The sequence below is a fragment of the Pseudomonas sp. AS2.8 genome, from assembly GCF_014190935.1.
GTDB lineage: Bacteria > Pseudomonadota > Gammaproteobacteria > Pseudomonadales > Pseudomonadaceae > Chryseomonas.
In genome coordinates this window covers 65982-90428 of sequence record NZ_JACHVV010000001.1, presented here as the reverse complement: position 1 = coordinate 90428, position 24447 = coordinate 65982, and the positions used below count along the sequence as shown (strand labels likewise).

The window sequence follows — 24447 nt, the reverse complement described above, 5'->3', positions numbered from 1 at the left end:
ATGCCGACAGGGGCTTTTTCTTGCCTGCCGCGGAGAGACTCCGCGGCAGGCCGGCCGGGTTCACTTGACCACTTTCAGACTCGGCCGCGCCGGTGCCGGCTTGGGCGCCTCGGGCTTGCTGCCGCCGTTGTCGGGACCCTGGTCATCCGGCGGGGTGGGCTCGCTGTCGAAGACCATGCCCTGGCCGTTCTCGCGGGCATAAATGGCCAGGATGGCGCCGATCGGAACATAGAGGTTGTAGGCCACGCCACCGAAGCGACCGTTGAAGCTCACGGCTTCGTTGTCCATGTGCAGGTCACGCACGGCACTGGGCGAGGCGTTCAGCACGATCTGGCCGTCGTTGGCATAGCCCGGCGGCACGCGCACCTCGGCGTAGTCGGCATTGACCAGCAGGTGCGGTGTGCAGTCGTTGTCCACGATCCACTCGTAGAGCGCGCGGACCAGGTAGGGGCGACTGGAATTCATGGGGTTCTCCTCTAGCGCATCTCACGCTCGGTGACCGAAAGGCTGGATCGGAAACTGTCGCGCGCGAACATGCGATCCATGTAGTCCTGCAGCGGCTTGGCGGCCCGGGGCAATTCGATGCCCAGGCGCGGCAGTCGCCACAGGAGGGGGAGCAGGCAACAGTCCACCAGGGAAAAGTCGTCGCTCAGGAAAAAGGGTTTTTCCGCGAAGATCGGCGCCACGCCGGTCAGGCTCTCGCGCAATTCCTTGCGCGCGGCGGCGAGGTCGGCGCCCGGCGCCGCCTGCAGGATGGCGTCCGCCAGGGTGCACCAGTCGCGCCCGATGCGGTGCATCAGCAGCCGCGACTGGCCGCGGGTGACCGGATAGGCCGGCAACAGGGGTGGATGCGGATAGCGTTCCTCGAGGTACTCCATGAGCACCTCGGTGCCATAGAGCACCAGGTCGCGATCCATCAGCGTCGGCACGGTGCCATAGGGATTGTGCTCGGCCAGCTGCCGCGGACATTCGCCACGGCGCACGGCGATCAGCTCGCACTCGACGTTCTTTTCCGCCAGGATCAGACGGATCCGGTGGCTGTAGTGATCCTCGGGATCATGGAAACAGGTCAGGCGGGTTATGGCGCCCATGGGTCCCTCCCCCGTTGGGGGCGAAGCTGCAAAGGCGGGATTATCTCGCACCTTGCCGCCCGAGACCTAGCCTCATCGCTCACTGTCGGGCAATCGCCGCCAGAATTCGCGTTTGAGCCAGAAGGCCAGGACGGCGAACAGCACCAGATAACCCAGCACCCAGGGCGCGAGGCGCCAGGCCAGGCTGCGCTCGGGCGCGGCCGAATAGCCGAGGTAGGCGACCAGATCGTCGACGGTGCGCGCGAATTGCTCGGGCGTCTGGGCACCGCTGCCGGGTTCCAGACGCAGCACGCAGCGCCCTGCGTCGCAGTCGCGCACCTGGCGGCCGCGCAGGGCGGCCAGGACGTCGGGCATGCGAGTGCCGGGCGCCCTGAGGTTGTCGACCCCGAGCGGCCGCCCGGGTGCCACATAGAATTCCTGCAGGAAGGCGCGCAACCAGGCCTCGCCACGCACCGCGGCGATCAGGGTGAGATCCGGCGGCACGCTGCCAAAGGCTCGCCGGGCATCCTCGGGCTTGAGCAGGCCGAGCATGGGCGCGCTGGCGGTGCGTCCGGGCGCCCAGCTGGCAAGGTCCAGGTGGAGATCGGCGGCGACCCGGTCGAAGCGCTGGTACTCCTGGCCATGGCAGGCCAGGCAATAGCGGCCGAAGCTGATGGCTCCCGCCCGGGGATCGCCTTCGGTGCCGACGGCCAGACCGCTGCACAGCAAAAGCAGGCCCAGCAACAGGACGCGACTCATGACCGGGACTCCGCTGGCGCACGCGGACGACCCAGCCGGCTATACCAGGGCATGCCCAGCAGGCCGATGAAATAGACACCCGCGGCCAGGCGCGCCAGCAACAGGCGCCCATCGGTCAGCGCGACCACGCCCAGAATTCCCAGAGCGACAAAGGCCAGGCAGGCCAGGTACAGCCCCAGTCGCGCCGGCCAGGCCTTGTGGCGGACCGAGCGGACCGCGCTGCGATCCAGCCAGGGCAGCACGAACAGCAGGGCGATGGCCAGGGCCGCCAGGCCGAGGCCGCCGGCCTTGCTCGGCACCGCCCGCAGCAGCGCATAGAAGGGCGCCAGGTACCAGGGCGGGGCGATGTGCGCGGGGGTCACCAGCGGATCGGCCGGCTGCTGGTTGGCCGGTTCCAGCACCAGCCCGCCCAGGTCCGGCGCCAGTAGCACCACGGCGAGAAACACCAGCAGGAAGACCGCCAGGCCACAGAGGTCCTTGAGCGTCAGATAGGGGTGAAAAGGCACCCCGGCGACGCCGCTGACCTCGCGCTCATCGCCCTCGGGATTGTTCGAGCCGGTCTGGCGCAGGGCGACGACGTGCAGGCTCACCAGCGTGAGGATCAGCAGCGGCAGCCCGACCACATGCAGGGCCTGGAAGCGTCGCAGGGTGGCATCGGACGGCACCACCCCACCGCGCAGCAGATCGGCCAGGGTCGGGCCCACCAGGGGCAGCGCCTCGATCGCGCTCAGGGATACCTGGGCGCCCCAGTAGGAGAGCTGGCCCCAGGGCAGCAGATAGCCGAAAAAGGCCTGGGCCAGCAGGAGCAGGTAGAGCAGCACGCCAAAGCTCCAGACCAGCTCGCGCGGCGCCCGATAGGAGCCATAGAGCAGGCCGCGCAGCATGTGCAGGTAGAGGCAGACGAACAGCGCCGAGGCGCCCACCGCGTGCAGGTAGCGGATCAGCCAGCCGAAGGGCACCTCGCGCATGAACAGCTGCACCGAGGCGAAGGCGCCCTTCACGGTGGGTTCATAGCCGAACAGCAGCCAGAGTCCGGTCAGCACCTGCAGCGCCAGGATGAAGATCAGCAGCGAGCCGAACAGGTAGAAGACGTTGAGATTGCGCGGCACCCGGTAGTCACTGAAGTGCCGGCGCCAGAAGGCGCGTAGCGGCAGGCGTCGCTCGAGCCAGTCGTGCTCACCTTCCTTCACGTTATCCCCTCCCCGTCACTGCCGATGACCACCAGGTTCTCGCCTTTGAAGTGATAGGGAGGCACGGCCAGATTCAGTGGCGCTGGCTGGTCGCGATAGACCCGGCCAGCCAGATCGAACCGGGAGCCATGGCAGGGACAGAGATAGCCTTGGTTCGTGGTTGCGGTGTCCAGCGAGGGAATACAGCCCAGGTGGGTGCAGATAGCGGTGACCACGAAGATGTCCGGCCGCCGCGATCTCAGGCGCGGATCGACGTAGGGCGGCTGAAGGGATTCCTTGGAAAGCGGATCGGCGAGCCCGGCCTCGTCGGTCAGCAGTTGCGCCTGGTCCGCGGCGCTGCGCCGCAGGACGCAGACCGGCTGGCCGCGCCATTGCACCGTGAGTTGCTCGCCTTCGCGCAGGGCCTGGAGATCCACCTCGACCGGCGCCGCCGCGACCTCCGCCGAACGACTGGGCCGCAGGGCGCAGACGAAGGGCACGCTACCCGCCACCAGTCCCAGGCCGCCGACGGCGGAGGTGGTGGCGATCAGCAGGCGGCGGCGTTGGGCATCGGGGGCATCGTCGGTCACGTCAGGCTTCCCGGCTCCATCTCCAGTGTCACGCCGAAGCGCTCGCGCACCGAGGCGCGGATGCGCTCGGCCAGGGCCAGGACGTCGCGACTGCGGGCGCCACCAAAGTTGACCAGCACCAGCGCCTGGGCGGCATGCACCCCCACGGCGCCATCGCGATGACCGCGCCAGCCGGCCTGGTCGATCAGCCAGCCGGCGGCCAGCTTGACGCTGCCATCGGCCTGCGGATAGGTCGGCAGCCTCGGATGGCGCTCATGCAGCGCTTTGGCTTCGGCGGCGGTCACCACCGGATTCTTGAAGAAGCTGCCGGCATTGCCCAGCACCGCCGGGTCGGGCAGTTTGCTCCGGCGAATGCTGCAGATGGCCGCGCTGACGGCTTCGGGCGTTGGCTGCGTGACGCCCGCCTCGGTCAGGGCCTGGCGTACCGGACCATAGTCCAGCACCAGCTGCGGCTGACGACTGAGGTGGAAACGCACCCGCAGCACGATCCAGCGCCCGGCCTCGGCCTTGAAGCGACTCTCGCGGTAGGCGAAGGCGCAAGCGGCCGGGCTGAGGTCGTGGATCTCACCGCTGTGGCGATCGAGCGCCGTGACGCCGGCGCATCTGTCCTTCAATTCGACGCCATAGGCGCCGATGTTCTGGATCGGCGAGGCGCCCACGGTGCCCGGGATCAGGCTGAGATTTTCCAGGCCGTACCAGCCGTTGGCCAGGGTGGCCATGACGAAGGGGTGCCAGGGCTCGCCGGCTTCGGCTTCCACCAGCAGGGCCTCACCCTCCTCCGCCAGCAGGCGGATGCCGCGCGAGGTCAGCCGCACTACCAGGCCCTCGACCCGCTCGGGCAGGACCAAGTTGCTGCCACCGCCCAGCACCCGCAGGGGCACGCCCAGCTGCCGGGCCAGCACCAGGGCCTCGCGGACCTCGACGTCACTGGCGGCTTCCAGATAGCGGTCGGCTTGCGCCACCAGGCCGAAGGTATTGAGCCCCTGCAGCGGGACCTGCTGTTGCAGCTCAGCGACCATGACGGGCAGCCACCTCGGCGACCAGGCCATCGCAGGCGCTTTCCAGCAGGTCGAGGACCCGCTCGAAGCCGGCTGCACCGCCGTAATAGGGATCGGGCACCTCGTCCACCGCCAGGCCCTGGCGCGCCAGGAAGAGTTCGGGCACCGCGCCCTCGCCCGGACGCAGCTGCTCCAGCCAGGCGAGGTTGTCCTGGTCCATGGCCAGGATCAGGTCGAAGCGCTGGAAATCGTCCTCCGCGACCTGGCGCGCGCGCAGGTCGCCGATGTCATAGCCGCGACCGGCCGCGGCCTGGATGGCACGGGAATCCGGCGCCTTGCCGACATGCCAGTCGCCGGTGCCGGCCGAGTCCAGCTCCACCGCCCCGGCCAGGCCGGCGGCGTCCAGCTTGGCCCGGAGGATGCCTTCGGCGGTGGGCGAGCGGCAGATGTTGCCCATGCAGACGAACAGGATGCGCAGGGTCATCTAGGCTCCCAGCAGGCGTCTGACGCGCTCGAGGTCTTCCAGGGTATCCACGCCGGCCTGGGGCGCTTCCAGGGCGTCGGCGACATGGATGCGCACGCCGTGCCAGAGGGCGCGCAGTTGCTCCAGGGCTTCGGTCTCTTCCAGGGCGCAGGGACCCCAGCTGACGAAATCAGCGAGGAAGCCGGCACGATAGGCATAGATGCCGATGTGGCGCCGATAGGGAAAGCCCTGGGGCAGCTGCGCGCGATCAGCGGCAAAGGCATTGCGCGCCCAGGGCAGCGGCGCCCGGCTGAAGGTCAGCGCCAGGCCGTTCACATCGGTGCTCACCTTGACCACATTGGGATTGAACAGGCTGTCGACGTCACTGATCGGCTCGGCCAGGGTGGCCACCCCGGCTTCGGGATGGGCGGCGAGATTGCCCGCCACCTGATCGATCACCGCCGGTGGAATCAGCGGCTCGTCGCCCTGGACGTTGACCACCATGGCGTCATCGGCGAGGCCGAGCAATTCGGCCACCTCGGCCAGGCGATCGGTGCCCGAGGCATGGTCGGCGCGGGTCAGCAGGACCCGGGCGCCAAAGCCTTCGCAGGCGCGCAGGATGTCGTCGTGATCGGTCGCCACCACCACCTGCTCGGCGCCGCTGCGGCGCGCCTGCTCCCAGACGTGCTGGATCATCGGCTTGCCGGCGATGTCGAGCAGCGGCTTGTTGGGCAGCCGGGTGCTGGCCAGTCGCGCCGGGATGACGACGGTGAAGGCGGTGCTCATTTGTCCAGACGCTCATCCGTGGTGATGATGCGCGCCTCGCTTTCCAGCATCACCGGGATGCCGTCGCGAATCGGAAAGGCCAGGCCGGCGGCCTTGCTGATGAGCTCGGTCTTGTCGTCGCTCAGGATCAGCGGGCTCTTGGTCAGGGGGCAGGCGAGGATGTCCAGCAGCTTGAGATCCATGGGCGAAGATTCCGTCAGTGAGAGTGTTCGGGCAGGAGTCGGTCGAGACGCCCATCCAGCCAGGCGACGAAGGCGGCCGAGGGCTGGGCGTCCACCGCCAGGTACCACCAGTCGGCGGCGGCGAAGGAGCGGCACTTGACCGCGTCCTTCTCGGTCATCACCAGCGGCAGCGCCGGCGTGAAGGCCAGCTCCGCGGCGCTGTAGGTGGCGTGATCGGCGAAGGCATGGGGCAACGGCTGCCAGTGTAGTCCTTCGAGGGTAGCGAAGAAACGGCCGGGGTTGCCGATGCCGGCCAGGGCGTGCAGGCGCTGGCCCGGGGGAAAGAAATCCAGCGGTCGCGGCTCGCCGCTGCGCAGATTGACCAGGGCGCTGGGCTGCAGGGTCAGGCCGAAGCCGTCAGCAGGATCGACCGCGGCGCCGTTGTGGATCACGGCGTCCACCTCGGCCAGGCGCTCCAGGGGTTCGCGCAGGGGGCCGGCCGGCAGGCAGCGGCCATTGCCGAAGCCGCGCGCCGCATCGACCATCACCAGCTCCAGGTCACGGGCCAGGCGATAGTGCTGCAGGCCGTCGTCGCTGAGGATGACATCGAGCCGCTCCTCGGCGAGCAGGCGCTCGACGGCGCGACCACGATCGGGATCCGTGACCAGGGCGACCCCGGTACGCTGCACGATCAGCAGCGGCTCGTCGCCGGCGACGGCGGCGGTGTCGGTCGCCCGTACCCGCCAGGGCAGACTCGGCGGCGTCGCGCCATAGCCACGGCTGACCACCCCGACCCTCAGTCCACGCGCACGCAGGTGGCCGATCAGCCAGAGGATCATGGGCGTCTTGCCGGTACCGCCCACGGTGAGATTGCCCACCACGATGACCGGCACCGGAGCGCGATGGATGCTGCCCTGCCCCGTCAGGAAACGCTGGCGCTTGCGCCGGGCGACCTGGCGATAGAGGGCTTCGAGCGGCGCCAGCAGACCCAGGGCCGGATGCCCCTGGTACCAGGCGCGGACCAGGCGCTCGCCCAGGCTCACGGCCGTTTCGCCTGGGCCTCGAGGGTGGTGATGCGCAGCTGGCTGAAGCCCAGCTTGCCGGCGGCGTCCATGGCCATGACCACCGCCTGGTGGGTGGCGCGGCCATCGGCGGTGATCACCAGCGGCAGGCTGTTGTCACCGCCGGATTCCCGCTGCAGCGCGGTGGTCAGGCCGGTCAGGTCGTTGCGCGCCAGGGTCTGGCCGTTCAATGCCATCTGGCCTTCGGCGGTGATGCTGATTTCCAGGATCTTGCCCTGGTTGGCGGCCGCCGCGGCGCTGTCGGCCTCGGGCAGTTCGATCTTCAGCTGGCTGGGCTTGCTGAAGGTCGCGGTCACCACGAAGAACAGCAGCAGGACGAAGATGACGTCGATGAAGGAGGCCAGGTTGATATAGACCTCTTCGCGAGCGGCGCCCCCGGCGCGACGACGGAATTTCACGCCGGGGCTCCTTCGCGGACGTCCACCTCGCGATCGCCGTGAAGAATGTCCACCAGCTTGACCGCCTCCTGCTCCATGCCCACCACCAGCTCATCGACCCGGCGCAGCAGATAGCGATGGAAGAACACCGCAGGAATCGCCACCAGCAGGCCGGTGGCGGTGGTGACCAGGGCCTTGGAGATGCCGCCGGCGAGGATGGGCGCATTGGCCATGCCGTCGTTCATGAAGGCGCTGAAGATGTCGATCATGCCGAACACCGTGCCGAGCAGGCCCATCAGGGGCGCCAGGGCGGCGATGCTGCCGAGGGTGTTGAGATAGCGCTCGAGGTCGTGCACCACGCGGCTGCCGGCTTCCTCGATGGCTTCCTTCATGATGTCGCGGCCATGACGGGAGTTGGTCAGGCCCGCGGCGAGGATGTCGCCCAGGGGCGACCCGGCGCGCAATCCGCGCAGCCGCTCGGCATTGAGCTGCTTGTCCTGGATCCAGCGCCAGACCTGCGCGAGCAGCGTTGGCGGTGCGACCCGGCTGCGCCTCAGGGTCCACAGCCGCTCGGCGATGATGGCCGTGGCCAGGATGGAACTGAGGATGATCGGCAGCATCATCCAGCCGCCAGCTTTGACCATTTCGAACACGAGACCGTTACCCCTGCCGCAAAATGCGGCCACTCTAGCACGAACGCCGGAGAGCCTGTTCAAGGGCTCGCGAGCTGGAGAAGGCGAAAGACCTGAGGAAGCGGATCGGACCCGCGCACGGGTTTACGAAGGGTAAATGAGCATTGCGACGGGGCCGCCTAGGTGGGGCTGGCGAACCAGGGTCTTTTCAACGCGGTTTGGCCGACGCGCAGCAGCCTTTGAATAGGCTATCAGGGTGTCGGCGGTGGGATCCGCCACCAATGCCGCACCTGGCGCTGCCCGTGCGGTACCTCCCAGCGCCCGAGGGTCCAGCTCAGGGCGCCCAGCTCGGCGGTGTCGTAGGGCAGCACGCCGCGCTCGCGATAGCGCGCCAGTACCTGGGGATGGGGATGGCCGTAGCGGTTGTTCAGCCCCCGGGAAATCAGTGCGCCGCGCGGCTGGACGGCGTCGATGAAGGCGGCGCTGGAACCACTGCGACTGCCATGGTGCGGAGCGACCAGCCACTCCGCCGCCAGCGGCACCCCGCTGGCCACCAGTTCCGCTTCACGGCGGGCATCGATATCGCCGGTCAGCAGCAGGCGCTCGCCCCTCGCCGCGACGCTGAGCACGCAGGAGGACGCATTGGAATCCGCCGCGGGGTGCCACCAGGTGGTGAAGACGACCTCGTTCCAGCGCCACTCGGCTCCATCCGTGCAGTCCCGGGCATGCAATTCCGGCGTGAGCCGACCCGCCTCGCCACTGAGCACCTGACCCGGAGGCAGTCCCCTGGCCACGGCCGGCGCACCGCCGGCGTGGTCGGCATCGGCATGACTGAGCAGCATGACATCCAGGGCGCCGATGCCGACGGCCTTCAGGTTGGGCAGGACGACCCGGGCGCCGGCGTCGTAGCTGCCCTGGCGCGGACCGGCATCGTAGAGCAGCGCATGGTCACGGGTACGCACCAGCACGGATAGGCCCTGCCCCACGTCCAGCACGGTGATCCGCGCCAGCCCCGCCGCGGGTACCGGCGGTGGGGGAAACAGCCCCGGCAGCATCAGCAGCGCGCCAAAGCCGCGCAGCGGCACACCCGCGGGCAGCAGCGCCAGCAGCGCTCCCAGCCCCGCCAGCCACAGCGCCCAGGCGGGCGCGAGGACCGGCTGCCAGGCCGCAGCCAGGTGCGCCAGCCCGCCCAGCAGCCAGAGCAGTCCCTGCAGCAAGCCACCCGCCAGCAGCAAGGCCGGAGTCCCCAGCGGCGACCAGAGCAGGGACAGCAGGGTCCCCGCCAGCGCCAGCGGCACGATGGCCAGGTCCATCAGCGGCACGGCCAGGGCATTGGCCAGCGGGCCGCTCGGACTCAGCGGCAGGCCCAGCGCCAGGAGCAGCGGCGCCAGTCCCACCGCCATGCACCACTGGGCGCGCCCGAGGGTGAGCCACCAGGGCAGTCGGCCCAGGCGGCCGGCAAAGCTCCACAGCAGCAACAGCACGGCGCCAAAGGACAGCCAGAACCCGGGCAGCAGACTGACCAGGGGATTGGCGGCCAAGACCAGTGCCAGGGCCAGCAGGACGGCGTCCGCCAGCCGTACCTGCTGGCGCCCGAGTTGCCAGAGCAGGCCCAGGGTGACCATGACGCAGGCCCGCTGCACCGGCACCTCGAAGCCGGCCAGCAGTCCGTAGCCCAGCGCGGTGGCGATGGTCAGCACCGCCGCGGACAGGCGCCAGGGCAGTTGGCGCGGCCAGAGGCCCCGGCGCGCCAGGAGGACCACCCCGGCATAGACGCCCAGGGCGATCAGCCCGATATGCTGCCCGGAGATGACCATCAGGTGCACGGTGCCGGTGTCCTGGAACAGCTGCCACTGGGCATCGGTGATGCCCGAGCCGTCGCCCACCACCAGGGCGGCGAGCAGGCCGCCCTGCCCCGCCGGATCCCGCGTCTGCAGGTATTGCCGGATGCCGTCGCGCCAGGTCGCCAGGCCACTGGCGGCGGCCAGGCGCTGGCCATCCTCGACGCTGCCGGTGGCGCCTATGCCCTGGGCCAGCAGCCAGGCTTCGCGATCCTGCCCGAGGGGGTTGACCAGACCCGCGGGGCCGCGCAGCTCCGCGGCCAGGCGCCAGCGTTCGCCGGCCAGTGGGCGCGGCCCTCCGTGCCAGCTCAGGCGGATCCGCGCCGGCAGCTGCAGCGCGCGGCGGCTGGTTGCCCCGGCGAGCACGAAACCCACCGAGTCGGCGTCCAGCGTGGGCAGCCCGCTGATCTCGCCGTCGATCCACAGCACCCGCTGCTCCAGCGTCGGATCCAGGCGATCGTCCAGCGCCCAGTGACCATTGAGCAGCGCCCAGGCCAGGCCCAGCCCGAAGGCCCCGAGAACCAGGAAGCGGGTGAACAGCAACACCAGGGCGACCGCCGCGAGGGCCGCCAGCAGGGATAGCGACGGCAGTGTGGCGAAGGCGCGCAGGAGCAGCACGCCCAGGGCGAAGGACAGCAGCGCGGCGCGCATCAGGACTCCATCCGTGGAGAGCCGAAAGGGCTTCAGAAGCGCGGATTAGAGCAGTTTGGACGCCGCAGGGCCAGGGGCATGGCGCCACCTGGCCCGGCAGGAGATCAGTCGTAGCGCAGGGCTTCGGCCGGAGAGGTGCGCGAGGCGCGCCAGGCGGGATAGAGGGTCGCCAGGAAACTCATGCTCAGGGCGGCCACGGCGATCAGCACCACGTCTTCCAGCTCCAGCCGCGACGGCAGGTTGCTGATGAAGTACATGTCGCCGCCAAACAGCTTGTGGCCGACCAGGCGTTCCAGGGCGGCGATCCAGCTGCTGACGTTGAGCGCCGCGATGACGCCCAGCACGCCGCCGATCAGGGTACCGACCAGGCCGATCACCGTGCCCTGCACCATGAACACCGCCATGATCTGCCCGGGCGTGGCGCCCAGGGTGCGCAGGATGGCGATGTCGGCCTTCTTGTCGGCCACCACCATGATCAGGGTGGCGATGATGTTGAAGGCGGCCACGGCGACGATCAGCAGCAGCAGCAGGCCGATCATGGTCTTTTCCATCTGCATCGCCTGGAACAGGCTGCCCTGGGAGATCGTCCAGTCGCGCGCCTGGTAGCCGTCGCCGAGGGCCTTGGCCACCTCGCGGGAGATGCGCGGCGCCTGGAACAGATCGTCCAGCGCCAGGCGGATGCTTTCCACCTGGCCCGGCTGCCAGCCCTTGAGCGGGGCGGCATCGGCGACGTTGATCAGCGCCAGGGAGGCATCCAGTTCGGCGCCAACCTTGAAGGTGCCGACCACGGTGAAGCGCCGCAGCCGCGGGGTGATGCTGCCGGTGGCGCCCACCTCGGGGATGATCACCGTGACCTGGCTGCCCAGCTCCAGCTGAAAACGCCGCGCGGCGATCTCGCCCAGCACGATGCCGAATTCGCCGGGCTTGAGGGCGTCGAGACTGCCCTGGGTCATGCGCTCGCCGACGATGGACACGCGCTTTTCCTGGGCCGGATCGATGCCGTCCACCAGCAGCGGCTGCATGCGGCCCCGTACCGAGAGCATGCCCTGCAACTGGGTATAGGGCACCGCCGCCAGCACATGGGGCTGCTGCTCGGCCTTGGCCGCCAGCGGGCGCCAGTCGTCCAGCGGCTGGGCCGCGCTGATGAAGGCATGGGGCACCATGCCGAGGATGCGGCCGCGCATTTCTTCCTGGAAGCCGTTCATTACCGACAGCACCAGGATCATGGCCAAGACGCCCAGCGCGAGGCCGAACATGGAGACCAGCGAGAAGAAGGAGATGAACGACTTGCGCCGCTTGGCGCGGGTGTATCTCAGGCCGATGAACAGCGAAAGCGGTCTGAACATGGCGACCTCAGACCTGCCGGGCCGGCGTGGCGTCGACCAGATGGCCTTCGTCCAGGCGCAGCATCCGGTCCATCTGGCCAGCCAGCACCTGGTCGTGTGTCACCACCAGGAAGGCGGTGCGCAGCGAGGTGGACAGCTCCAGCATCAGGTCCTGGATGCCATGGGCAGTGTGCTGGTCGAGGTTGCCGGTGGGTTCGTCGAGCAGCACCAGCTTGGGCTGGTTGACCAGCGCCCGGGCGATGGCCACGCGCTGGCGCTCGCCGCCGGACAGCTCGGCCGGCTTGTGGCCCAGGCGATGACCGAGACCGACCCGCTCCAGCAGCTTGGCGGCGCGCTCGCGGGCTTCGCCAATGGACGCCTTGCCGATCAGCAGGGGCATGCAGACGTTTTCCAGGGCGCTGAATTCGGGCAGCAGGTGGTGGAACTGGTAGACGAAGCCCATGGCGCGATTGCGCAAGAGGCCACGGGCCTTCTCGTTGAGCGCCGACAGCTCTTCGCCGTCGAGCCAGACACTGCCGCTGCTGGGGGTATCCAGGCCGCCGAGCAGGTTCAGCAGCGTGGTCTTGCCCGACCCCGAACTGCCGACGATGGACACCCGCTCGCCCGGTTGCAGGGTCAGCTGGACGTTGCTCAGCACCTCGACGGTCTGGGGGCCTTCCTCGTAGCGCTTGCCCAGGTCCTGGCAACGCAAAACGGCTCGATCATTCATAACGCAGGGCCTCGGCGGGTTGGGTACGGGCGGCGCTCCAGGAGGGATAGAGCGTGGCCAGGAAGCTCAGGGCGAAGGACGCGCCGCAGACCAGCAGGACGTCGTGCAGCTGCAGCTGCGCCGGCAGGTAGTCGATGAAGTACACCTCGGCGTTGAGGAACTGGTGCCCGGTGACCCGTTGCACCCAGGCCAGCGCGGCACTGACGTTGAGCGCGGCGAGCACGCCCAGCAGGCAGCCGATGGCGGTGCCGATGACGCCGATGAAGGTCCCCTGGACCATGAACACCGCCATGATCTGCCGGGGCGTGGCGCCCAGGGTGCGCAGGATGGCGATGTCGGATTTCTTGTCGGTCACCACCATCACCAGGGTGGAGACGATGTTGAAGGCGGCCACGGCGACGATCAGCAGCAGCAACAGGCCGATCATGGTCTTTTCCATGCCGATGGCCTGGTAGAGATTGCCGTGGGTGCGGGTCCAGTCGCGGGCGTACCAGTCGTTGCCCGGCAGCTGGCGAGCGATGTTCCAGGACACGTCGGGCGCCTGGAACAGGTCGTGCAACTTGAGGCGCACGCCCTGCACCGCGTTCGCCGGCCAGCGCTGCAGCCGCGCGGCATCCTCGATGTCGATCAGGCCCACCGAGCCGTCCAGCTCGCCGGCGCCGACGCTGAAGATGCCCACCACGGTGAATCTCTTCATGCGCGGAAACATGCCGGCGGGAGTCACGGCCACTTCCGGGGCGATGTAGGTGAGCTTGTCGCCAACCTTCACGCCCAGTTTCTCGGCGGCCAGGGAGCCGATGATGATGCCGAATTCGCCCGGTTTGAGGTCGTCGAGCCGGCCCTCGCGCATGAAGCTGGAGATGATCGAGACCTTGGGCTCCTCGGCCGGATCGATGGCGTTGAGCAATACCGTCTGCACCGCCTTGTCGTGGGCCAGCATGCCCTGCAACTGGGTGAAGGGCGCCACCGCGGCCACCTGGCTGTTCTGCAGCGCCAACTCGCGCACGCTGCGCCAGTCGGGCACCGGCTGGTAGGACTCCACCGTCGCATGGGGAATCATGCCGAGGACCCGATCGCGCATCTCGCGATCGAAGCCGTTCATGACCGACAGCACCACGATCATGACGACCACGCCGAGGGCCAGGCCGATCATGGAGGTGAGCGAGATGAAGGAGACGAAATGGTTGCGGCGCTTGGCGCGGACGTAACGCAGGCCAAGGTAGATCGGCAGGGGTCTGAACATAGGCTCGCTTGCACGGCGGAAAGACGTAGGCGCCCTGCGGGTTGGACGGCGACACCGTGCCGGCTCGCCGGCTACACTCGGGGCCATCACCCACGGAGCGGCCCGACATGACCACCCCAGACGCGCGTGAACGGCGGGAATACTATCGCATCACCGACCGCATCGCACTGCAAATCAGCCCTGCCGACGGGGTCCCCGGCGAGACCGCGCCCTTGTTCGCACTCCTGAGCGAACTGCACCAGCTGGAATTCGAATCCCGCCACCTGCTGCGCAATCTGGACGAGCGCGACCGCGCCGTCACCGCCTGCCTGCGCCTGGTGAACAAGCGCCTGGACCTGCTCGGCCAGGCCTTTACCTGGAATCTCCTGCACGACAGCGGCGCCACCCGCGACGTGGTGCTGTCCGAAGGCGGCCTGGCCTTCGTCGATGCCGAGCCCTATGCCCTGGGCACCCGGCTCGACCTGCGCATGGCACTGCCGCCCCAGGGCCTGGGCCTGCAGGTGCTGGCCGAAGTGACCGGTTGCCAGGCCGTGGCCGGCGGGTACGAGATCGGCACCAGCTTCATCGACCTGGAAGACGCCCAGCGCCAGTTGCTGGCGCGCCACGTCTTGCGCCAGCAGGCGCGAGTGCGGCGCGCCGACCGCGGGGACGAGGCGTGAAACGCGCCTGGCTGGCGCTCCTGCTGCTCGGCGCCACCCTGCCCGGCTGGGCCGAGACCCTGCAGATCCCGCTGGGCCAGCAGGGCGATGGCAGTACCCCGCTGCCCCTGCGCGGCGACAGTCGCAGCCAGGTCCTGGAGCGCTTCGGCCTGCCCGACCAGGAGCATCCACCGGTCGGACGCCCGGCGATTCGCCGCTGGGACTACCGAGATTTCAGCGTCTATTTCGAAAACGACCGGGTGCTGGACGCGGTCCGTGAACCGCGACGCCCGGTCCCGTCACCCTAGGAGCCCTCATGACCCTCATTTACGGACACCGCGGTGCCCGCGGCGAAGCCCCGGAAAATACCCTGGCCGGATTCGAGCTGTGCCTGGAGCTGGGCGTCAGGCGCTGCGAACTGGACCTGCACCTCTCCCGGGACGGCGAGCTGGTGGTGATTCATGACCCGACCCTGAAACGTACCACCGGGCGAGGCGGCAAGGTCAGCGAAAAGGCCGTCGCCGATCTGGTCGCCCTGGATGCCCGCCAGGGCGGCCCGGCCTGGCCGCGCCCCTGCCCCATCCCGACCCTGCGCGAGCTGTTCGAGAAGTGCGCCTTCGACCACTGGCAGCTGGAGGTGAAGAGCGCCTCGCGGGTGCGGGCGGCGCAGACCGTCAGGGCCATCGCCCAGCTGGTCGAGGAATTCGGCCTGCAGGACAGGATCACCGTGACCAGCGCCTCGCGTGAGGTCCTGCGTGCCCTGCAGCGCGATACGCCGCATCTGGCGCGCGGGCTGGTGGCGGAATACGCCTGGCTGGATCCGCTCAAGGTGGCCGCTCACTACGACTGCCACCTGCTGGCACTGAACTGGACGCTGTGCACCCCGGAGCGCCTGCTCAAGGCCCAGCGCCAGGGCCTGCATGTCTCGGTCTGGACGGTGAACGACGCCAGCCTGATGCGCCGCCTGGCCGACTTCGGCGCGGACAGCCTGATCACGGATTTTCCAAGTCTGGCACGGCGGACGCTGGGGTAGGCGCTGGCGCAGGTCGAAGCCCGGGACGTGTTGGGCTTCGCTGCGCTCAACCCAACCTACGAAAGCCAAATCTATCGGCCATGGCCGCGATATGAGCCGACGCAGAACCGTAGCGTGGAAAACGGCGCAGCCTTTTCCACTGGAGGCTGCTACGGGGGTACCCTCACCCCAGCCCTCTCCCGAGGGGAGAGGGGGCTAGCCGAGCGGACATTCGCATCCGTCCGCTCAACCTAGGCCGACTCAGAACAACCGATTCAAGCCATCGAAGGCCGCTACCCGGTAGGCCTCGGCCATGGTCGGGTAGTTGAAGGTGGTGTTGACGAAATAGCGGATGCTGTTCGCCGTACCTTCCTGGTTCATGATCGCCTGGCCGATGTGCAGGATCTCCGACGCCTGGTCGCCGAAGCAGTGCACGCCCAGCACCTGCAGGGTCTCGCGATGGAAGAGGATCTTCAGCATGCCCACCGGCTCACCGGAGATCTGCGCCCGCGCCATGCTCTTGAAGAAGGCCTTGCCGACCTCGTAGGGCACCTTTTCCTGGGTCAGCTCGCGCTCGGTCTTGCCCAGCGAACTGATCTCGGGAATGGTGTAGATGCCGGTGGGGATATCGTTGACCACCCGCCCGTTGTTGTCGTGCAGGATATTGTCCGAAGCCGACCGCCCCTGGTCGTAGGCGGCACTGGCCAGACTCGGCCAGCCGATGACGTCGCCCGCCGCATAGATGTTGGCGACCGAGGTCCGGTAGTTCTCGTCGACGGTGACCTGGCCGCGGCTGTTGACCGAGATGCCCACGTTCTGCAGGCCCAGCTGGTCGGTGTTGCCGGTCCGGCCATTACACCACAGCAGGGCATCGGCGCGCAGTTTCTTGCCGGACTTCAGATGCAGGACGACGCCGTTTTCCTGGCCTTCGATACGCTCGTATTCCTCGTTGTGGCGAATGAGCACGTTGTTGTTCTGCAGGTGATAACTCAGGGCGTCGGAGATTTCGTCGTCGAGGAAGCTGAGCAGCTGGTCGCGGTTGTCGATCAGGTCCACCAGCACCCCGAGGCCGCTGAAGATGGAGGCGTATTCGCTGCCGATCACCCCGGCGCCGTAGATGATCAGCCGGCGCGGGGTGTGGGTCAGCGACAGGATGGTGTCGCTGTCGTAGATGCGCGGATGGCTGAAGTCCACGTCCACCGGACGATAGGGACGCGAACCGGTGGCGATGACGACCTGCTTGGCCACCAGTCGCTCCAGGTCACCGCGCAGGTTGACGATCTCGATGGTGTTGTCGTCGGCGAAGCTGGCGGTGCCGAAGAACAGGTCGACGCGATTGCGCGCGTAGTAGCCGGTGCGGGACGACACCTGCCGGGCGATCACCCGCTCAGCGCTGCGCAGCACGTCGGGAAAGGAGAACCAACGCGGCTCGCCGATGGAGCGGAACATCTCGTTGGTGTTGAACTGGATGATCTGCTTGACCGAATGGCGCAGCGCCTTGGAGGGAATGGTACCCAGGTGGGTGCAGTTGCCGCCGACCACCTGGCGATTGTCCACCACCGCCACGCGGCGGCCATTCTTGGCGGCGTTCATCGCCGCGCCCTCGCCGGCCGGTCCCGAACCCAGTACCACCACGTCGTAGCTATAGACCGCCATGCTTTCTCCTCAGAAGGTTAGCCGTCCGCAGGCGACGGCTGGAGCCGGACCGCCTCGTGAGAGGCCGGATCCGACGCGAGATCGCCCCAGGGGGCTGCGACCTCTTGTCACGGGCCGCCATTGTGGCGCAAAACCCGGTCAAAACGAAAACGGGAGCCACCTGGGCTCCCGTTTTTTCTTGCAAGTCAGCCTTGCCTAGGACGCAAGACTCAGGCCGGGAAGGCCGGCGGATTGACGCCCGCCATCTCTTCCAGCACCCGCACGACCTGGCAGCTGTAGCCGAACTCGTTGTCGTACCAGACATAGAGGACGACACGGTTGTCGCTGACGATGGTGGCACCGGCATCGACCACGCCCGCATGACGGGAGCCGACGAAGTCGCTGGAGACCACTTCCGGCGAGTTCACGAAATCGATCTGCTTGTGCAGCGGCGAGTGCAGCGCCATTTCGCGCAGGTACTCGTTGATCTCGTCCTTGCTGGTGCCGTTTTCCAGGTTCAGGTTGAGGATCGCCATGGAAACGTTGGGCGTCGGCACGCGGATGGCGTTGCCGGTCAGCTTGCCAGCCAGTTCCGGCAACGCCTTGGCCACGGCCTTGGCGGCGCCGGTCTCGGTGATGACCATGTTCAGCGCGGCGCTGCGGCCACGGCGATCGCCCTTGTGGAAGTTGTCGATCAGGTTCTGGTCGTTGGTGTACGAGTGCACGGTCTCGACGTGACCGTTGACGATGCCGTACTTGTCGTTGACCGCCTTCAGGATCGGCACGATGGCGTTGGTGGTGCAGGAAGCCGCGGTGACGATGGTGTCTTCGGCGGTGATGGTGTCATGGTTGATGCCATGCACGATGTTCTTCAGGCTGCCCTTGCCGGGTGCGGTCAGCACCACGCGGGAGACGCCCTTGCACTTGAGGTGCTGGCCCAGGCCTTCGGCATCGCGCCATCTGCCGGTGTTGTCGACCACGATGGCATCCTGGATGCCGTACGCGGTGTAGTCGACGGTGGTGGGATCGTTGGAGTAGATCACCTTGATCAGGGTGCCGTTGGCACACAGGGTGCTGTTGGCTTCGTCGACGGTGATGGTGCCGTCGAAGGAACCGTGCACGGAATCGCGACGCAGCAGGCTGGCACGCTTGACCAGGTCGTTGTCGGCGCCCTTGCGCACGACGATGGCGCGCAGGCGCAGGCCGTCGCCGCTACCCTGGTGCTCGATGAGGATGCGCGCCAGCAGGCGGCCGATGCGACCGAAGCCGTAGAGCACCACGTCCTTGCCCTTGCGCTGCTCGACGCCCTGCTTGCCGACCACGGCGGACAGTTCGCTGCGCAGGAAGTCCTTGAGGTCGCGACCGGCGCCTTCGGCCTTGAACTTCAGGCTCAGGCGGGCCAGGTCGATGGAGGCGGCGCCCAGTTCCAGCTCGCTCAGGGCCTTCACCAGCGGGTAGGTGTCCTGCACGGACAGCTCGACGTTGTCGATCTGGCGGGCGAACCGGTGGGCCTTGAGAATGGAGATCACCGAACGGTTGACCAAACCGCGACCGTAAATCGAGGTCACAACATTGTTGTTACGGTACAGCTGACCAATCAGGGGAATCATGGCCTCGGCGAGCGCTTCGCGATCGATCCATTCTTCAAGGCACTGCTCAGGCTTCTGACTCACGACAAATCCTTCCCTATGTAGGAGCTGAAAAAAGGAACTACATTATGACCGCGCTGCCTCTCCCAGGCAATCTACGCGCGTCGCTGCACTGACAGCGCGAAAGCCCGGTCGTTACAATCCCAACCCTCCCGACATCCACCGGAGTTCCGCCCGCGTGTCAGTTTTGCGTACCCCGTCAATTCCTGAAACCGCCGGCCGCCAGCAGTGGGGCAACCTGCCCGGCGCCGCGCTAGCCCTCGCCATCGCTGAAGCCGCCAAGGCCGCGACTCGCCGCTTCACCCTGCTGATCACCCAGGACAGCCAGACCGCTGATCGCCTGGAGCAGGAACTGCGCTTCTTCGCCCCCGAGCTGCCGGTGCTGAATTTCCCCGATTGGGAGACGCTGCCCTACGATGTCTTCTCGCCGCACCAGGACATCATCTCCCAGCGCGTCGCCACCCTTTATCGGCTGCCGGAGCTCTCCCACGGTATTTTGGTAGTCCCTTTGGCGACCGCCCTACACCGCCTGGCGCCCACCCGTTTCCTGCTCGGCAGCAGCCTGGTGCTGGACGTCGGCCAGCGGCTGGATGTGGAAGCCACCCGCGCGCGCCTGGAAGCGGCCGGCTACCGATATGTGGATACGGTGTACGAGCATGGCGAATTCGCCGTACGCGGCGCCCTGATCGACCTCTTTCCCATGGGCAGCAACCTGCCCTACCGGATCGACCTGTTCGACGACGAGATCGAGACGCTGCGCACCTTCGACCCGGAGACGCAGAGATCCATCGACAAGGTCGACAGCATCCGCCTGCTGCCGGCGCGGGAATTCCCGCTGCATAAGGAAGCCGTGACCGGCTTTCGCGCGCGTTTCCGCGAGCGCTTCGACGTGGACTACCGGCGCTGCCCCATCTATCAGGACCTGGCCAGCGGCATCACCCCGGCGGGCATCGAGTACTACCTGCCGTTGTTCTTCGACGAGACCTCGACCCTCTTCGACTATCTGCCGGCCAACACCCAGGTGTTTTCCCTGCCCGGCATCGAGCAGGCCGCCGAGCAGTTCTGGACCGATGTCCGTAACCGCTACGAGGACCGCCGGGTCGATCCGGAGCGGCCGCTGCTGCCGCCGGCCGATGTCTTCCTGCCGGTGGAAGACTGCTTCGCCCGCCTGAAGAACTGGCCGCGGGTGGTCATCGGCGCGGACGACCTGGAAGCCGGTGTGGGCCGCGAGCGCTTTACCGCGCGCGCCCTGCCGGACCTGGCCATCGACGCCAAGGCCAGCCAGCCGCTGGCCGCCCTGGAGCACTTCATCACCGACTTTCCCGGCCGGGTGCTGTTCACCGCGGAAAGCGCCGGTCGCCGCGAGGTGCTGCTGGAATTGCTGGCCCGCCTGAATCTGCGTCCTGGCCAGGTCGAGGGCTGGGCGGCCTTCCAGGCCAGCGCCGAACGCATCGCCATCGCCCTGGCGCCGCTGGACGAGGGCCTGGTGCTGGATGACGCCGGTGTCGCCCTGATCCCGGAGAATCCGCTGTTCGGCCAGCGCATCATGCAGCGCCGCCGCCGCGAGAAGGGCCGTGACGCCGGCGAGAACGTCATCAAGAATCTCACCGAGCTGCGCGAAGGCGCCCCGGTGGTGCACATCGATCATGGCGTCGGCCGCTACATGGGCCTGATCACCCTGGAGCTGGACGACCAGCCCCAGGAATTCCTGCTGCTCGAATACGCCGACGACGCCAAGCTCTATGTGCCGGTGGCCAGCCTGCACCTGATCGCCCGCTACTCGGGCACCGACGATGCCCTGGCGCCACTGCACAAGCTGGGTTCCGAGACCTGGCAAAAGGCCAAGCGCAAGGCCGCCGAACAGGTGCGCGACGTGGCCGCCGAGCTGCTCGACATCTATGCCCGCCGTGCCGCGCGCAAGGGCTATGCCTTCAAGGACCCGGCCGTCGACTACGCCAGCTTCTCCGCCGGCTTCCCCTTCGAGGAGACGCCGGACCAGCAGGCTGCCATCGAGGCGGTGCACAAGGACATGCTGGCGGGCACGCCCATGGATCGCCTGGTCTGCGGCGACGTGGGCTTCGGCAAGACCGAGGTGGCCATGCGCGCGGCCTTCATCGCCGTGCACGGCGGCCGCCAGGTGGCGGTGCTGGTCCCCACCACCCTGCTCGCCCAGCAGCACTACAACAGCTTCCGCGACCGCTTCGCCGACTGGCCGGTACGGGTCGAGGTGATGAGCCGCTTCAAGTCGGCCCAGGAAGTCGCCGCCGCTGCGCGCGAGCTGGCCGACGGCAAGATCGACATCATCATCGGCACCCACAAGCTGCTGCAGGGCGATGTGAAGTTCAAGGACCTGGGCCTGGCCATCATCGACGAGGAGCACCGCTTCGGGGTGCGTCAGAAGGAACAGCTGAAGTCGCTGCGCAGCGAGGTGGACATCCTCACCCTCACCGCCACGCCGATCCCGCGTACCCTGAACATGGCCGTGGCCGGCATGCGCGACCTGTCCATCATCGCCACGCCCCCGGCCCGCCGGCTTTCGGTGCGCACCTTCGTCATGGAGGAGCAGAACGCGGTGATCAAGGAAGCCCTGCTGCGCGAACTGCTGCGCGGCGGTCAGGTGTACTTCCTGCACAACGAGGTCAAGACCATCGAGAAGCGCGCCCGCGAACTGGCCGAGCTGGTGCCCGAGGCCCGCGTCGGCATCGGCCACGGGCAGATGCGCGAACGTGATCTCGAACAGGTGATGAGCGACTTCTACCACAAGAGATTCAACGTGCTGGTGGCCTCGACCATCATCGAGACCGGCATCGACGTGCCCAATGCCAACACCATCATCATCGAGCGCGCGGACAAGTTCGGCCTGGCCCAGCTGCACCAGCTGCGCGGCCGCGTCGGGCGCAGTCACCACCAGGCCTATGCCTACCTGCTCACGCCGCCGCGCAAGGGCATGACCCCGGATGCCGAAAAGCGCCTGGAAGCCATCGCCGGTGCCCAGGACCTGGGGGCCGGTTTCATCCTGGCGACCCACGACCTGGAGATCCGTGGTGCCGGCGAACTGCTTGGCGAAGGCCAGAGCGGGCAGATCCAGGCGGTGGGCTTCACCCTCTACATGGAAATGCTAGAGCGGGCGGTCAAGGCCATCCGCAAGGGCGAGCAGCCCAACCTGGAGCAACCACTGGGCGGCGGTCCGGACATCAACATGCGGGTTCCCGCGCTGATCCCGGAAGACTACCTACCCGATGTCCATGCGCGGCTGATCCTCTACAAGCGCATCGCCTCGGCGGCGGACGAAGACGCACTGAAGGAACTGCAGGTGGAGATGATCGACCGCTTCGGGCTCCTGCCGGAACCGACCAAGAATCTGGTGCGCCTGACGCTGCTCAAGCTGCGTGCGGAAGGCCTGGGCATCGTCAAGGTGGATGCGGGCCCCCAGGGCGGGCGGCTGGAATTTGCCGCCGATACCCAGGTGGATCCGCTGGTGCTGGTGAAGATGATCCAGGCGCAGCCGAAGAAGTATCGGCTGGAAGGCGCGACCCTGTTCAAGTTCCAGGTGCCGATGGAGCGGGCGGAAGAGCGCTTCAACGTCCTGGAAGCCCTGTTCGATCGCCTGACGCCCGCCGCCAGCTGATCGCAGAGCCGCTCCCGGTTGATCCAGGGAGCGGCTTGGCTCTTGTCAGCCGGTCAGCACCTCGGCCAGCACCTGACGAACCTCGTCGATGCCGCTGGCCAGGACCGCTTCGATCTCGGCCATGGTGATTTCCCGCTGCACCTTGCCGGCCGCCGGATTCACCACCAGCGCCAGGCAGGCATAGGGCAGGCCCAGTTCGCGTGCCAGGGCCGCTTCCGGCATCCCGGTCATGCCGACGATATCGCAGCCATCGCGCTCCAGCCGGACGATCTCCCCTGCGGTCTCCAACCGCGGCCCCTGGGTGGCGGCATAGACCCCATGGTCGCTGTGCGGCAGCTGCAGCGTGCGCAGCGCATTCAGCAGCCGTTGGCGCAGGGACTCGTCGTAGGGAAAGCTGAAATCGATGTGGGTGACATGCGCAAGGTCCGCGCCTTCGAAGAAGGTATGGCCGCGCCCCCAGGTGTAGTCCACCAGCTGGTGGGGCACGCACAGATGGCCACTGCCCATGGCGGCATGGATGCCACCCACGGCATTCACCGCGACGATGGCTTCGGCGCCGGCTTCCTTGAGCGCCCAGAGGTTGGCGCGGTAGTTGACCTGATGCGGCGGTATGCGATGAGGATGGCCGTGGCGGGCCAGGAACAGCACCGGGCGGCCGGCATAGTGGCCGCGCTGCACGGGCGCCGAGGGCGCTCCCCAGGGCGTCTCGAAAGTCTGGGCCTGGTCCAGCTCCAGGCCGGCGAGCGCGGTGAGGCCGGTACCGCCGATGATGGCGTAGGTAGTCATGCAAAAATCCCCTTAGAGCCTGTTCAAAGGCTCGCGAGCTAGAGACAAACAAGGCGAAAAGGCCGGAGAAAGCGGATCGGACTCGCGCGCGAGTTTACGTGTGGTAAATGAGCATTCCGACCGGGCTGGCGACCCAGGGCATTTTCAACGCGGTTTGGCCGACGCGCAGCAGCCTTTGAATAGGCTCTTAGATGAGTTCGGCCTGGCGCAGCCGCTGCAGGGCAAGACTCCACTGCGGTTGCTGGCGGTAATCGAGATCGACGAGGCGGCGGGCTCTCATGCTGGCCAGTCGTGGCGCGGGCGAGACGCCCAGCTGCTGCACCCGGATCAGGGCCAGCTCGGCCGCTGCGCGGTCATTGCACACCAGCCCCATGTCGCAGCCGGCGCTAAGCGCCGCCTCGACGCGCTGGCCGGCATCGCCCGCGACGTGGGCGCCGGCCATCGACAGGTCGTCGCTGAAGATCACGCCCTGGTAATCCAGCTCGCCGCGCAGGATGTCCTGCAGCCAGCGTCGGGAAAAGCCGGCCGGCTGGGGATCCACCGCGGGATAGATGACGTGAGCGGGCATCACCGCGCCCAGCACCGGCAACAGGGCCTGGAACGGGCGCAGGTCGGTACGCAACAGGGTGTCCAGATCGCGCTCGTCGGTGGGAATGGCATAGTGGGAGTCGGCTTCGGCCCAGCCATGACCGGGGAAGTGCTTGCCGGTGGCGGCCATACCGGCGTCGCCCATGCCGGCGATGAAGGCGCTGCCCAGCTCGATCACCTGCTCGGCGCTGCCGAAGGAACGAGCGCCTATGACCTGGCTGCGCCCATGGTCGACGTCCAGCACCGGGGCGAAGCTGAAGTCCAGCCCCACCGCCAGGATCTCGGTCGCCATCAGCCAGCCGCAGAGTCGGGCCAGTTCCGCGCTGTCCGCGCGACCGCCCAACTGCCCCATGGCCGGCAACCGCACCACGTCGCGGCGCAGCCGCTGCACGCGACCGCCTTCCTGGTCCACGGCCAGCAGCAATTCTGGTCGCACCGCGCGAATGGCACGGCACAGTTCCCGTACCTGACCCGGGGTTTCGATGTTGCGGGCGAACAGGATCAGTCCGCCCACCTCCGGCTGGCGCAGCAGCTGGCGATCCTCGGCGGTGAGCCAGGTGCCAGCGATATCGACCATCAGGGAGCCTTGCATGGGTACCTCGTCCGAATGCTCCGGCGCACGGCGCCGTGAAAG

At 67.8% G+C, this 24447-nt stretch carries 24 protein-coding genes; 4 read left to right on the top strand and 20 right to left on the bottom strand.

The window, feature by feature from the left end; translation table 11 throughout:
* Positions 1-60: 60 nt before the first annotated feature.
* From FHR73_RS00410 to FHR73_RS00335, 16 genes are all read right to left on the bottom strand, one after another.
* Positions 61-465, bottom strand: coding sequence for a ClpXP protease specificity-enhancing factor (locus tag FHR73_RS00410; protein ID WP_183628658.1), 405 nt, complete (start codon positions 463-465; stop codon positions 61-63).
* An 11-nt stretch (positions 466-476) separates the two neighbouring features.
* Positions 477-1091 carry a glutathione S-transferase N-terminal domain-containing protein gene (locus tag FHR73_RS00405; protein WP_183628656.1) on the bottom strand — a complete coding sequence of 205 codons (615 nt, stop codon included), beginning with the start codon at positions 1089-1091 and terminating at the stop codon, positions 477-479.
* 72 nt (positions 1092-1163) lie between these two features.
* Positions 1164-1829 (bottom strand): cytochrome c1, encoded by a 666-nt coding sequence (locus FHR73_RS00400; RefSeq protein WP_183628653.1) that lies wholly within the window; start codon positions 1827-1829, stop codon positions 1164-1166.
* Positions 1826-3019 carry a cytochrome bc complex cytochrome b subunit gene (locus FHR73_RS00395; protein WP_183628651.1) on the bottom strand — a complete coding sequence of 398 codons (1194 nt, stop codon included), beginning with the start codon at positions 3017-3019 and terminating at the stop codon, positions 1826-1828. The genes FHR73_RS00400 and FHR73_RS00395 overlap by 4 nt, the downstream gene beginning before the upstream one ends.
* The gene (gene petA / locus FHR73_RS00390; protein ID WP_183628649.1) at positions 3016-3588 is read right to left on the bottom strand and encodes a ubiquinol-cytochrome c reductase iron-sulfur subunit; all 573 of its coding nucleotides are present in this window, start codon (positions 3586-3588) and stop codon (positions 3016-3018) included. Before petA ends, FHR73_RS00395 begins: the two co-directional genes overlap by 4 nt.
* Positions 3585-4607 (bottom strand): UDP-N-acetylmuramate dehydrogenase, encoded by a 1023-nt coding sequence (gene murB, locus FHR73_RS00385; protein WP_183628647.1) that lies wholly within the window; start codon positions 4605-4607, stop codon positions 3585-3587. The genes petA and murB overlap by 4 nt, the downstream gene beginning before the upstream one ends.
* Entirely contained in the window at positions 4597-5070 is a 474-nt protein-coding gene (locus FHR73_RS00380) for a low molecular weight protein-tyrosine-phosphatase (RefSeq protein ID WP_183628645.1), read from the bottom strand. The genes murB and FHR73_RS00380 overlap by 11 nt, the downstream gene beginning before the upstream one ends.
* Entirely contained in the window at positions 5071-5835 is a 765-nt protein-coding gene (gene kdsB, locus FHR73_RS00375; RefSeq protein WP_183628643.1) for a 3-deoxy-manno-octulosonate cytidylyltransferase, read from the bottom strand.
* Positions 5832-6017 carry a Trm112 family protein gene (locus FHR73_RS00370; protein WP_007162406.1) on the bottom strand — a complete coding sequence of 62 codons (186 nt, stop codon included), beginning with the start codon at positions 6015-6017 and terminating at the stop codon, positions 5832-5834. The genes kdsB and FHR73_RS00370 overlap by 4 nt, the downstream gene beginning before the upstream one ends.
* A gap of 14 nt (positions 6018-6031) precedes the next feature.
* Positions 6032-7039, bottom strand: a complete 1008-nt coding sequence (lpxK, locus tag FHR73_RS00365; RefSeq protein WP_183628641.1) for a tetraacyldisaccharide 4'-kinase — start codon at positions 7037-7039, stop codon at positions 6032-6034.
* Positions 7036-7476, bottom strand: a complete 441-nt coding sequence (locus FHR73_RS00360; RefSeq protein ID WP_007162404.1) for a biopolymer transporter ExbD — start codon at positions 7474-7476, stop codon at positions 7036-7038. The genes lpxK and FHR73_RS00360 overlap by 4 nt, the downstream gene beginning before the upstream one ends.
* Complete coding sequence (locus FHR73_RS00355; RefSeq protein ID WP_183628639.1) at positions 7473-8108, bottom strand: MotA/TolQ/ExbB proton channel family protein; 636 nt, start codon at positions 8106-8108, stop codon at positions 7473-7475. The genes FHR73_RS00360 and FHR73_RS00355 overlap by 4 nt, the downstream gene beginning before the upstream one ends.
* Before the next feature lie 230 nt (positions 8109-8338).
* A complete protein-coding gene (locus tag FHR73_RS00350; protein WP_183628637.1) occupies positions 8339-10579 on the bottom strand; it encodes a DNA internalization-related competence protein ComEC/Rec2 in 2241 nt (746 codons plus the stop codon).
* 104 nt (positions 10580-10683) lie between these two features.
* Positions 10684-11925 carry a lipoprotein-releasing ABC transporter permease subunit gene (locus FHR73_RS00345; RefSeq protein WP_183628635.1) on the bottom strand — a complete coding sequence of 414 codons (1242 nt, stop codon included), beginning with the start codon at positions 11923-11925 and terminating at the stop codon, positions 10684-10686.
* Positions 11926-11932: 7 nt separating this feature from the next.
* Positions 11933-12634 carry a lipoprotein-releasing ABC transporter ATP-binding protein LolD gene (gene lolD, locus FHR73_RS00340; protein ID WP_026083696.1) on the bottom strand — a complete coding sequence of 234 codons (702 nt, stop codon included), beginning with the start codon at positions 12632-12634 and terminating at the stop codon, positions 11933-11935.
* Complete coding sequence (locus tag FHR73_RS00335; protein ID WP_183628633.1) at positions 12627-13877, bottom strand: lipoprotein-releasing ABC transporter permease subunit; 1251 nt, start codon at positions 13875-13877, stop codon at positions 12627-12629. The genes lolD and FHR73_RS00335 overlap by 8 nt, the downstream gene beginning before the upstream one ends.
* Before the next feature lie 107 nt (positions 13878-13984).
* On the opposite strand from FHR73_RS00335, the gene FHR73_RS00330 reads away from it, so the two are divergent.
* The 3 genes from FHR73_RS00330 to FHR73_RS00320 are packed head-to-tail and all read left to right on the top strand — an operon-like array spanning position 13985 to position 15548.
* Entirely contained in the window at positions 13985-14536 is a 552-nt protein-coding gene (locus tag FHR73_RS00330; protein WP_183628631.1) for a PilZ domain-containing protein, read from the top strand.
* Complete coding sequence (locus tag FHR73_RS00325; protein WP_183628629.1) at positions 14533-14823, top strand: phosphodiesterase; 291 nt, start codon at positions 14533-14535, stop codon at positions 14821-14823. The genes FHR73_RS00330 and FHR73_RS00325 overlap by 4 nt, the downstream gene beginning before the upstream one ends.
* Positions 14824-14831: 8 nt before the next feature.
* Complete coding sequence (locus FHR73_RS00320; protein ID WP_183628627.1) at positions 14832-15548, top strand: glycerophosphodiester phosphodiesterase; 717 nt, start codon at positions 14832-14834, stop codon at positions 15546-15548.
* A gap of 240 nt (positions 15549-15788) precedes the next feature.
* Here the strand turns inward: FHR73_RS00320 and sthA are convergent, their stop codons facing one another.
* The gene (sthA, locus tag FHR73_RS00315; RefSeq protein ID WP_183628625.1) at positions 15789-17183 is read right to left on the bottom strand and encodes a Si-specific NAD(P)(+) transhydrogenase; all 1395 of its coding nucleotides are present in this window, start codon (positions 17181-17183) and stop codon (positions 15789-15791) included.
* A gap of 209 nt (positions 17184-17392) precedes the next feature.
* Positions 17393-18835, bottom strand: coding sequence for a glyceraldehyde-3-phosphate dehydrogenase (locus FHR73_RS00310; RefSeq protein WP_017639775.1), 1443 nt, complete (start codon positions 18833-18835; stop codon positions 17393-17395).
* Positions 18836-18989: 154 nt separating this feature from the next.
* Between FHR73_RS00310 and mfd the strand changes: the two genes are divergently transcribed.
* Positions 18990-22439 (top strand): transcription-repair coupling factor, encoded by a 3450-nt coding sequence (gene mfd, locus FHR73_RS00305; protein ID WP_183628623.1) that lies wholly within the window; start codon positions 18990-18992, stop codon positions 22437-22439.
* Positions 22440-22484: 45 nt separating this feature from the next.
* On the opposite strand, the gene FHR73_RS00300 is transcribed toward mfd, so the two are convergent.
* Positions 22485-23225 (bottom strand): S-methyl-5'-thioinosine phosphorylase, encoded by a 741-nt coding sequence (locus FHR73_RS00300; RefSeq protein WP_183628621.1) that lies wholly within the window; start codon positions 23223-23225, stop codon positions 22485-22487.
* Positions 23226-23412: 187 nt separating this feature from the next.
* Entirely contained in the window at positions 23413-24405 is a 993-nt protein-coding gene (gene nagZ, locus FHR73_RS00295; RefSeq protein ID WP_183628619.1) for a beta-N-acetylhexosaminidase, read from the bottom strand.
* Positions 24406-24447 lie beyond the last annotated feature (42 nt).